Origin of the sequence: Streptomyces caelestis, assembly GCF_001279005.1 — a bacterium.
In the GTDB taxonomy this organism is placed as follows: domain Bacteria; phylum Actinomycetota; class Actinomycetes; order Streptomycetales; family Streptomycetaceae; genus Streptomyces; species Streptomyces heliomycini.
In genome coordinates this window covers 20811-30771 of record NZ_LGCN01000242.1, presented here as the reverse complement: position 1 = coordinate 30771, position 9961 = coordinate 20811, and the positions used below count along the sequence as shown (strand labels likewise).

The window sequence follows — 9961 nt, the reverse complement described above, 5'->3', positions numbered from 1 at the left end:
GTCCGCGCTCTCCTTCCCGCTCTCCGGCACGGACGAGACGCCCGGCGTGATCACCATGAAACTGGGCGACCTGGTCGTCGTCTTCAACGCCACGCCCGACCGGCAGTCCCAGCGGCTGACGGAGCCGGGCGCAGGCGCCTACCGGCTGCACCCGGTGCAGGCCGCCGGAGCGGACCGTGTGGTCAGGACGGCCACCTACACGAAGAGCACCGGCACCTTCGAGGTGCCGGGCCGTACCGTGGCGGTCTTCACGCGCTGACAGGAAACCGCCCACGAAGTGCCCGTACCGGCAGACCGGTACGGGCACTTCCGTGTTCGGGGGCCGGAACGGGGGAGGGGCGATGGCTTTCGGTCTTATCGCGACCGCCTCACTGAGCACGGCCATGTGTTCGTTTGTCGATGGCAGTGCGGCCTGGTGGCAGGAGTAAGTCATGCCGCTTCATCCGGCAGTAACCTCACTGCGTCCGCGGGTTCATCCGTCCGGCTGTGTCCTGTCATCCCGCGGCGTGAGGCCAAATCAGCGCGCTGAGCTGCTCTTTCATAGGGAACTGCGTCCCGCGGGGTCATTGAAACCGGCACCGCAAGTTGCTGGAACTTGCCGCAATGCTTTTCATACTCCCGCCGGCCCTCCGTACTCTGAGGGTGTCCGTTCAGTAAGTGAAGGGGAGCACTCTGATGAAGCGGTTCGTGCGTTCGACTTTCATGGCGTGCGCGGTGGCTCTGGCCGTGGCCGCGCCCGCCACGGTGGCCCACGCCGGGTCCCAGGAGAGCGCGGGGAACGAGGCCTCCGTCCCCGCGTGCCTGACGTACAGCCCGGGGTGGCGCTACACGTTCGTGATCAACGACTGCTCCACCCCCCACAGGGTGAAGGTCCTGTACGGCGACGGAACGGACGTTCCCTGCCAGGAGGTGGCCCCGCGAAACTGGTTCACCTTCCCGGGCTACGGAACCGAGGGGAACACGGTCGAGGGCATCGTCCTGTGCGACCACGCCGACGGTGCCTGACCGCACCGCCGCACGGCGGAACGGACGAGCGCTCCCGGCCTGCCGGGAGCGCTCGTCTTCGCCGAGTGGTGACGACGGCATGCCCGGTCCGGCAGGCGTTCAGGACCCGCCGGACCGGACGCCCGCTCACTTGAGGCGGTAGGCGTGGATGACGCTCTGCGTGATGCTGTGGCCCGCGGAGTCACCGGCGGTGGTGCGCAGGGACACGAAGCCGGGACCCTCCGGGTGCCGTACCAGGGCGGTCCAGCCCTTGCCGGCGGGGGTCACCCGGGCGGAGCACCAGGTCGTGCCGTCGTCGTGGGAGACCTCGACCGAGGGCTTCTTGATCTTCCCGCCGCCGGTCGACCCCGACTGGTGGTCCACCGTGAAGGGGGCCCTGAACGCCTTGCCTCCGGGCGCGGCGTCGTCCGGGCCGAGCTCGGGGCTGAAGCCCAGCCTCGGCAGGGCCGGCCGGGTGCACTGGCCGGCGCGGGCCGAGGGGAAGGTCCATGACACGTCGACTCCGGGTGCTGCTGTGCCAGGAGGGCCGCCGCGCCGGCCACGTGCGGGGTGGCCATGGAGGTGCCGTTGGCGCTCGTGCAGTGCTCGTCGGCCGGGGTGCCCATCGCGGTGCCTCCGGCCCGGGCGGCGGCGATGTCGACACCGGGGGCGGTGATGTCGGGTTTGACGGCGTCGTCGCCCACCCGCGGTCCCCGGCTGGAGAAGGAGGCGATCCGGTCGGACTTGTCCACCGCGCCGACGGTCGGCGCCGCGTCCGCGCTGCCGGGGAGTTGACGGAGTACCTGCCGCCGCCGCTGTTGCCGGCGGCTATGACGAAGAGCGTGCCGGTCTCCTCGGTGAGGGTGTTGACGGCCTCCTCGAGCGGATCGATGCCGGGGGTGTCGGCGCCGCCGATGCTGATGTTGACGACGTCGGCCTTCTTCTCGAGCGCGGCCCACTGCATCGCCGCGAGCGTCGCCGACTCGTCACACGATCTGTTCGGTCTGCGGGAAAAGCGCGACACAACCTCTTGAAAAGAGGGTGGAGAAGTCGATAGCGCATGCCGGGCACACGCGGAATGTGTGCTGAGTGAATACCGTCGGGCGATCGCAACAGTAATTATGCAGCGGGGAAGTTGTCGACTCCCGGTGCGGCGGTGCGATAGCTCTGCGACTTCTTTCTGGGATTTCCGCAAGAGCGTGCAGCCCGGAGAACATTGCTGCTCCGGGCGTTGAAGGCGTCATCGGCTGGGCATCAGCACCCTCTCGCTGCAGGGAGGTTGACGCATGTGCGCCATGGCACGTATGCGCTGCCGAAGGCGCTTCTCGTCCGGACGGGGAGGTGGAATGATCAGATGAGGCGAGGAATTTCTGAACCAATTCTCCTGAAGGCGGGTATTCCTCGTGATGAAAAGTGCGGTGCGGAATGCGGACCGCATGGCGGGGCGCTGACGGCCTGTCGCTCCTCGGTGAATCCCCGTACGTGTGTCCGATGGCGTGTCATCATGACGATCATGCTGGGACCGGTGGGATTGAGCAGGCCCGAGGAGTCCGTCTATCTGCTGCTCCTGCGTCGGGGCTCCGCCTCCCCGGACGATCTGGCGGCCGCTTCGTCGCTGGAGCCCGGCCGGGTCCGGCGGATCGTCAAGGGCCTGCGGCGCAAGGGGTTCGTGCATCAGACGCCGCCGCCCGACGAACGCGTCGTGCCCGTGGCGCCCGACATGGTCGTGGACCACCTGATCCGTCGGCGGCACGACGAGCTGGAGGCCGTGCGCACGGCGGCACACCGGCTGGCCGAGGAGGCCCGGGGCCGGGAGGGGAACAGGCGGGCCGGGGAGCTGATCGAGATAGTGACCGGTGGTGAGGCGGTCGGCCAGGCCTTCGACCGGCTCCAGCGCGGCGCACGCCGGGAGCTGCGTGTGCTGGTCACGCCGCCCTACGCCGCGCCGAAAGACGTCAATGAGAGCCAGCTGGACCGATTACTGGCTCGGGGCGTGGTGTGCCGCGCTGTGTACGGCACCGTCGCGCTCGACGACCCGGCGATCGCGGCCGGAGTCGCCGCGTGCGTACGCGCGGGGGAGCAGGCGCGTCTGGCCCACCGCGTACCGATCAAACTCGCCCTCGCCGACGAGTCCTTGGCGCTGCTGCCGCTCTCCTGGTCGGACGCCGCGCACCGCACCGCCCTGCTGGTGCATCCCTGTGGTCTGCTCGACGCCCTGAGCGCGCTCTTCGAGACGGTCTGGAGCCATGCCGTCCCGCTCTCCCTCGGTCCCGACGACCGGATACGTCCCGCCGCCACCCTCTCGGACGAAGACCGGTATCTGCTGTCACTGCTCGTGTCCGGTCTGACGGATGACGCGGTGGCGGCGCGCCTGGGCGTCAGCCGCCGCACTGTGGTGAGGCGTGTGACGCATCTGATGGAACGGGCGGACGCGCGGTCGCGTCTGCAGCTCGGATGGCAGGCGCACGAGCGGGGGTGGCTCTGAGGCGGCCGACGGCCCAGGTGGCGGCATCGCCGGGGCTCGGCGGCAGGGGGAGCGGTCGGCCGCTGCGAGCCCAGGCGAGGACGGGGTCCTCCCGGAGGGCGGGGCCGCGGTACGCACGGGTGCCGCACCTGCGGATCGCCCACGTCCCCGGGGCGCACGGCAGGTCTGTGCGCTGCCCGGGGACGCATGTCCTCTCCTCGGAGCACATGGCCGAGGCCCGGCTCCGCTCAGGCTTCACGCCGGGTCGCTCGCGCCCTCAGCACGCCGCCGTCGCGTGGTCCATCAGCAACCGGGCGCCGGTCCGGGCCGCGATGTCGTTCACCGTGACGCCGGGAGCGGTCTCGACCAGGGCCAGGCCGTTCGCTGTGACGTCGAGGACGCCGAGATCGGTGATGATCCGGTGTACGCATCGCTCGCCGGTGAGCGGCAGGACGCACTCCTCGAGGATCTTCGGGCTGCCGTCCTTGGCGGTGTGCTCCATGAGGACGATGACGCGGCGGGCGCCGTGCACCAGGTCCATGGCGCCGCCCATGCCCTTGACCATCTTGCCGGGGATCATCCAGTTGGCCAGGTCACCGCGGGCGGAGACCTGCATGGCGCCGAGGACGGCGGTGTCGATGTGGCCGCCGCGGATCATGCCGAAGGACAGGGCCGAGTCGAAGAACGAGGCGCCGGGCAGGACGGTGACGGTCTCCTTGCCGGCGTTGATCAGGTCCGGGTCGACCTCGTCCTCGCGCGGGTAGGGGCCGGTGCCCAGGATGCCGTTCTCGGAGTGCAGCACGACGTGCACGCCGGGCGGGAGGTGGCCGGGGATCAGGGTGGGCAGTCCGATGCCGAGGTTGACGTAGGAGCCGTCGGTGAGTTCGGCGGCGGCGCGGGCGGCCATCCGGTCGCGGGTCCAGCCGCGTCGGGTGCCGAGGGCGGTGCTCATGCGCGTACGGTCCTCTTCTCGATCTGCTTGTCCGTGGCTTCCTCCGCGGTGAGCCGCACGATCCGCTGGACGAAGACGCCGGGCAGGTGGATCTCGTCCGACAACGTGCCCCTGCTGATCGCCGCCGCCGTGGTCAACTGCGTGGGCACCGGAATGCTGTTGCCGTCGCTGCTGACACTGGCCGTGTCCCGGCTCGACTTCGCCGACCGGGGACGCGGTACCGGACTGTGGACGTCGGCGTTCTTCCTGGGCCAGTTCGTCTGCCCCCTGGTCCTCCTCGGCGCGCGGGGACCGCTCGGCGGCCTGGCCACGGCCGTTGCGGCGCTCGGTCTGGTCACCCTGCTGCTCGCCGGCGTACTGCTGCCGCTGACCCGCCGTACCCCCGTGGCGCTGCCGGACCCCGAAGACCCTCCGACGGCCTAGGCGCAGTGGTGGTCCGCGGCGGTCAGGGCTCATGGTCGAGAGGACGCCCTCCTCCGAGAACGGAGCGATTCCTTGCAGCGAGCCGAACGGGTCCCACCTCGGGTCATGGAGTCGATCTCGACGCCCGAGCGGGTCGAGACGCACCTGGGCACGCTGGAGTTCCCGCTGGGCGTGCCCACCGACGAGACCACCGACCGCGTCTACGACCATCTGGACCGTCTGGACGGCGTCCGTGCGTTCCTCGACGCCTACTCCGGCGTCAGTGTGTGGGCGGCCCGCAAGGGCTTCCTGGAGACGGGGGCCGAGGACCACGACGTGCTGCTCTTCTCGGAGTTCATGGACCCCAGGGCGCTGGTGCTGACCGGGAACGCGGACACCGTCTACTTCCAGACCTTCCTCGACCTGACCGAGGGGCCCGTGGTGGTGGAGATGCCGCCCCTCACCCTCAGCTTCGTCAACGACATGTGGTTCCGCTGGGTCGCCGACCCCGGCATGCCCGGACCCGACCGCGGAACCGGCGGCTCCTACCTCTTCGTGCCCCCCGGTTACGACGGCCCGCTTCCCGAAGGCGGGTTCTTCGCGCACCGGGTCCGCACCACACGGCTCGTCCTGGCAGGGCGGGCGTTCTTGGAGGAGGGCGACCCGAAGCCGGCGGTCGAGCGGATCAAGGAGCGGCTGCGCATCCACCGCTACGTGCCGGGGCTGTACGGAACGAGCGTCGGGGAGATCGTCACCGGGGGCGCGGCCCCGCCGCGGCCGTGGACCGCGCAGACCTGGACCGCCGCGTTGCGCAGGCCCGATCCGCCGCGCTTCGTCGAAGCCTCCGGGCTGCCCCTGAACATGGTCCCGCCCGCGGACGAGAGCTACTTCGACTTCGCGAACGAACTGGTCCAGGACCAGCCGGCCGAGGCGCTCGATCCCGAGATCGCCGGTCCGCTGGCCGCGGTCGGGATCGTCAAGGGCAAGCCCTTCCGGCCGGACGCGCGGATGCGGAGGATCCTCACCGAGGCGGCCGCGGTGGGGAACGCCACGGCCCGCACCCTCGCCTGCCGTCCGCGCCCCGACGAAGGAGCGCACTTCTACGGCCCGTCCTCCCAGTGGGTCAACGGCCTGCTCGCGTCCGGCCACGACTTCATGACCCCGCCCGCCGACGTCACCGACAGCGGCGTCGAGCCCCGTCCGAGCAGCGGCGCCCGCAAGCTGAACCTGCGGTCCTGGTGGTGGTACCTGGCCGTGGGCATCAGTCCGACGTTCGCCACGCGGCTGACCGGCGTCGGCTCCCAGTACGTCTTCTCGTTCGCGGACCGGGAGGGCCGGCCCCTCGACGGCGGCGGGCGCTACCGCCTGGTGCTCCCGCCGGACATCCCCGCCGCCCGGTTCTGGTCGGTCACCGTCTACGACAACCAGACGCGGTCGATGCTCGACACCCCGCAACGGTTCCCCCGGGCCGGCAGCCAGGACTACCCCACCCCGGCGGCGGTCGCCGACGCCGACGGCACGACCACCGTGCACTTCGGGCCCGGCCGTCCCGACGGCGTGCCGGAGGGCAACTGGATCCGGACCACGCCGGGCCGGGGGTGGTTCGCGGTCCTGCGGCTCTACAGCCCGCTGCAGCCGTTCTTCGACAGGACCTGGCGGCCGGGCGAGATCGAGGCGGTGGGCTGACCGCGCTCCACGGCGCTCCGAAGGCACGACGGTCCGGACGGTGAGGTGGCCATGAGCACGAGTCCGCTGGAGAGCTGGAACGACGGCGCGGCGAGGCGGGCGATCGTCGAGTTCGTGACGTCCACGGCGGTGGAGGGCTCGCCGGGCTTCGTCGCGCCGATGGACCGGATCGCCGTGTTCGACAACGACGGAACCCTGTGGGTCGAGAAACCGGTGCCGGTGCAGATGCCGTTCGCGCTGCGGAAACTGGCCGCGCGGCTGGAGGAGGACCCGTCGCCGGCCCGCGAGCGGCCCTACCGGGAGATCGCCGACCGGGACGAGTCGTACCTCCGCGCGCTGAACGACCAGGATCCCGACGCGGTGGCGTCGATGGTGGAGGCCATCGGAGAGGCCTGGGAAGGCGCCACCCTCGCGGAGTACGAGGCCGAGGCCGCCCGGTACCTGGCTTCCTGGCGCCACGAGCGCTTCGGAACGCCGTACTCCGGCCTCGTCTACCAGCCGATGCTGGAGCTGTTCGACTACCTCAGGGCGTACGGCTGGCGGCTGTTCGTCTGCTCGGGCGGCGGGCGTGACTTCATGCGGGTGCTCTGCGAGGACACCTGGGGCCTGCCCAGGGAGAACGTGATCGGCTCGGCGCCGGAGTTCGCCGACCGGGACGGCGTGCTGGTCCGTCGGGCGACCCCGCACGGCCCCCTCGCGCTCGGGCCCGGCAAACCGGAGTACGTCCTCGCCCGCACCGGCCGGCCGCCGGGCTTCGCGGCCGGCGACGACGACGTGGACGTCGAGCTGCTGCGGTCCGCGCGGTTCGCCCTGCTCGTCGTCCACGACGACGACGTCCGGGAGTACGCCTACACCGACTGTGCGGAGCGGGCACGCGCGACGGCCGAGAGGTCCGGGTGGACGACGGTCAGCGTGAAGAACGACTGGAACGTCGTTCTCACGGAACGATTCACTCAGGAGAAACCAAGTGCCTCACATCAGTGACGCCCCCAGTCCGGGCACATCACCCGAGACCCTCGCGTCGATCGTCTGCCCGGATCGGCTGGAGACGGTCTTCGGAGCGTTGGACTTCTTCGACGGCCTGCCCTCGCCCGACGCGGTCACCCGCAGCTACGACACGCTGGATCTGCTGCGCGGGATCGAGGCGTTCCTCAACTGCGTACCCGGCGCCTCCATGGTGGCGATGCGACGCGGCCTGAGGAGCGTCGGCGTCGACTCCCGCACGATCGGCTACACGGCCCCGCGATGCACCTCGGCGCCGGTGCTGCTCACGGGCAACACGGAAACCACCTACGGGATGACCTTCCTGGCGCTCGACGAGGACGGCCCCACCGTGATCGAAGCGCCGGGGAACTCGCTGTGCGTCGTCGACGACATGTGGCAGCGCTACGTCACCGACATGGGCATCGCCGGGCCCGACCAGGGAGAAGGAGGCAAGTACCTCTTCCTCCCTCCGGGCCACGAGGGTGACGTTCCCGACGGGTACTTCGTCGTGCGGCCGGCGACTTACAGCTCCTGGGTGGTGCTCCGCGCGCTGGGCGGTACGGAGAGCCTGCTCACGGCGCGGATCCACCCGCTCTCGGCCGCGGCGGACCGGCCCGAGCAGCGCTTCGTCAACTGGGCGGAATCGGACTTCAACACGGTCCACGCCAATGACTTCTCCTTCTTCGAGGAGATCGACACCATCGTCCAGGCGGAGCCGCCCGAGTCGCTCGACCCCGAGCGTGCCGGTCAGCTCGCCGCGCTCGGCATCGTGCGCGGCAAGCCCTTCCGGCCGGACGAGCGTATGCGCTCGATCCTCGACACCGCCGCCAGGATCGCCTCGGGCATCGTACGGACACTGGCCTTCAAGCCACGTGACCCGGGCTTCTACTACTACCCCGACAGGTCGTGGAAGACCCCGTTCCCCACCCGCAGTCACGAGTTCCTGTCGGCGGAGGGCGCCCGGCTGCTGGACTCCCGGGCGGTGTTCCACTACTTCGCGACCGTCTCCTCGCCGGCGATGGTGACGGCGCCCGTCGGCACCGGATCGCAGTACGCCTACACGGCGGAGGACTCCACGGGCGAGTGGCTCGACGGCGGACGGCACTACACGCTCACACTGCCGAGCGGCGTCCCGGTGAAGAACTTCTGGGCCGTCACCGCCTACGACCCCCAGACCCGGTCGCTGCTGCGCACGGACCACCCCTGCCCGAGCGTCAACAGCCAGTCGGAAGGCGTCCGGCCCGAGAGCAACGGCGACACGGTCATCCACTTCGGCCCGACCGCGCCGCAGGGCGAGGAGGCGAACTGGGTCCAGACCGTACCCGGCAAGGCCTTCTTCGTGACGCTGCGGCTCTACGGCCCGCTCGAAAGCTGGTTCGACAAGAGCTGGCGGCCGGGCGAGATCGAACCGGCGTGAGGCAGACGACCGTGGGCGAGGCGATCGGTCAGATCCTGTCCTACGGCGTCGGAGTGGCGCTGAGCCCGTTCCCGATCATCGGCGTGGTGCTGATGCTCGCCACCCCCAGGGCGCGCTCCAACGGGCCGGCGCTGCTCCTGGGCTGGGTCCTGGGTCTGTCCCTGGTCGGCACGATCGTGCTGCTGGCCTCCGGCGGCGCGGGCCCGAGTGACCAGGGGCAGCCGGCCGACTGGGTCAGCGCGCTCGACCTGGCGCTCGGCGTGCTGCTGCTGTGGGTGGCGGTCAAGGAGTGGCGCGGTCGGCCGCGCGGCGACGAGGAGGTGGTGCTGCCGAAGTGGATGCACACGGTCGACTCGTTCACCTTCGTCAAGGCGGGAGCACTCGGGACGGCGCTGTCCGCCCTCAACCCGAAGAACCTGCTGCTCGTGATCGCGGCGGCGGCGACGATCGCGCGCACGGACACCTCCGCCGGAGCCCAGGCCGCGGCGCTCGCGGTCTTCGTGGTGATCGGGGCGCTGGGGACCGGAACGCCGGTCGTGCTCTACTTCGCCCTCAAGGAACGCTCGCAGCACATCCTCGACGATCTCAAGCTCTGGATGGAGAGGAACAACTCGGCGATCGTGGCCGTGATCTGCCTGCTCGTCGCCGCGAAACTGGTGGGCAACGCCATCGGCGACCTCTCCTCCTGACGAGGGCGAGCATGCCCGGGCCGTTTCCTTCACCGCGGGGACACGGCGGCTGCCCCCGGTGCCGCCGGCCCGTTTCTCCCGTCCGGTCGCCGGCGAACCGGGGCGGCTGCCCGGGAACGGACACTTCGCCGCGGCGGCCCACACCCTGCGGATCGGCCTGACGGCCGGCCGCATCGGCGGGCGGGCCCGGGGGAGCGTCGGCTCCTGGACGTCCTCGGTACCCGCAGCGCCGGCACGGCCACCCGCCCGCCGACGGTGGGCGCCCACCGGGAGAACAACGCCACCCTCTCGTACAGCGTCCCCTCCGGAGTCACCGCGGCGAGGTCGGGCGCCTGAACGGACACGCCCCGGATCGGCGCAAACAAGGACAAAACCTTTTGGTG

10 protein-coding genes and 2 pseudogenes are annotated in these 9961 nt (G+C 70.8%); 8 read left to right on the top strand and 4 right to left on the bottom strand.

All coding sequences use genetic code 11. The annotated features are described in order from the left end of the window. The coding region (locus ADK41_RS32970) for an alpha-1,6-glucosidase domain-containing protein (RefSeq protein WP_030836333.1) at positions 1-259 on the top strand (259 nt) is incomplete at its 5' end. Positions 260-687: 428 nt separating this feature from the next. Next, positions 688-1005: an alpha-amylase gene (locus tag ADK41_RS32965; RefSeq protein WP_234319162.1), complete on the top strand. Its 318-nt coding sequence runs from the start codon at positions 688-690 to the stop codon at positions 1003-1005. 126 nt (positions 1006-1131) lie between these two features. Here the strand turns inward: ADK41_RS32965 and ADK41_RS43670 are convergent, their stop codons facing one another. Next, on the bottom strand, positions 1132-1500 hold the full coding sequence (locus tag ADK41_RS43670) for a hypothetical protein (RefSeq protein ID WP_030836328.1): 369 nt from the start codon (positions 1498-1500) through the stop codon (positions 1132-1134). A 5-nt stretch (positions 1501-1505) separates the two neighbouring features. After that, positions 1506-1972, bottom strand: a pseudogene (locus ADK41_RS40240) (S8 family serine peptidase); the annotation flags it as partial. Positions 1973-2488: 516 nt separating this feature from the next. On the opposite strand from ADK41_RS40240, the gene ADK41_RS32945 reads away from it, so the two are divergent. Beyond that, on the top strand, positions 2489-3469 hold the full coding sequence (locus ADK41_RS32945; protein WP_199821952.1) for a TrmB family transcriptional regulator: 981 nt from the start codon (positions 2489-2491) through the stop codon (positions 3467-3469). 256 nt (positions 3470-3725) lie between these two features. Here ADK41_RS32945 and ADK41_RS32940 read toward each other — a convergent pair whose 3' ends face one another. After that, a complete protein-coding gene (locus tag ADK41_RS32940; protein ID WP_030836315.1) occupies positions 3726-4400 on the bottom strand; it encodes a 3-oxoacid CoA-transferase subunit B in 675 nt (224 codons plus the stop codon). Next, a pseudogene (locus ADK41_RS41350) lies at positions 4397-4498 on the bottom strand (succinyl-CoA--3-ketoacid-CoA transferase); the annotation flags it as partial. The gene ADK41_RS32940 and the pseudogene ADK41_RS41350, both read right to left, overlap by 4 nt. A gap of 7 nt (positions 4499-4505) precedes the next feature. Here ADK41_RS41350 and ADK41_RS42625 point away from each other — a divergent pair. The 5 genes from ADK41_RS42625 to ADK41_RS32915 all read left to right on the top strand — a co-directional run bounded on the left by ADK41_RS42625 (position 4506) and on the right by ADK41_RS32915 (position 9578). Continuing rightward, positions 4506-4823, top strand: coding sequence for a hypothetical protein (locus ADK41_RS42625; protein ID WP_030836313.1), 318 nt, complete (start codon positions 4506-4508; stop codon positions 4821-4823). Positions 4824-4928: 105 nt separating this feature from the next. After that, positions 4929-6488 (top strand): DUF1254 domain-containing protein, encoded by a 1560-nt coding sequence (locus ADK41_RS32930; protein WP_037805305.1) that lies wholly within the window; start codon positions 4929-4931, stop codon positions 6486-6488. A 51-nt stretch (positions 6489-6539) separates the two neighbouring features. Continuing rightward, the gene (locus ADK41_RS32925; RefSeq protein ID WP_051843652.1) at positions 6540-7472 is read left to right on the top strand and encodes an HAD family hydrolase; all 933 of its coding nucleotides are present in this window, start codon (positions 6540-6542) and stop codon (positions 7470-7472) included. After that, positions 7456-8889: a DUF1254 domain-containing protein gene (locus ADK41_RS32920; protein ID WP_030836306.1), complete on the top strand. Its 1434-nt coding sequence runs from the start codon at positions 7456-7458 to the stop codon at positions 8887-8889. The genes ADK41_RS32925 and ADK41_RS32920 overlap by 17 nt, the downstream gene beginning before the upstream one ends. Further along, a complete protein-coding gene (locus ADK41_RS32915) occupies positions 8886-9578 on the top strand; it encodes a GAP family protein (protein ID WP_234319159.1) in 693 nt (230 codons plus the stop codon). Before ADK41_RS32920 ends, ADK41_RS32915 begins: the two co-directional genes overlap by 4 nt. Positions 9579-9961: the final 383 nt, after the last annotated feature.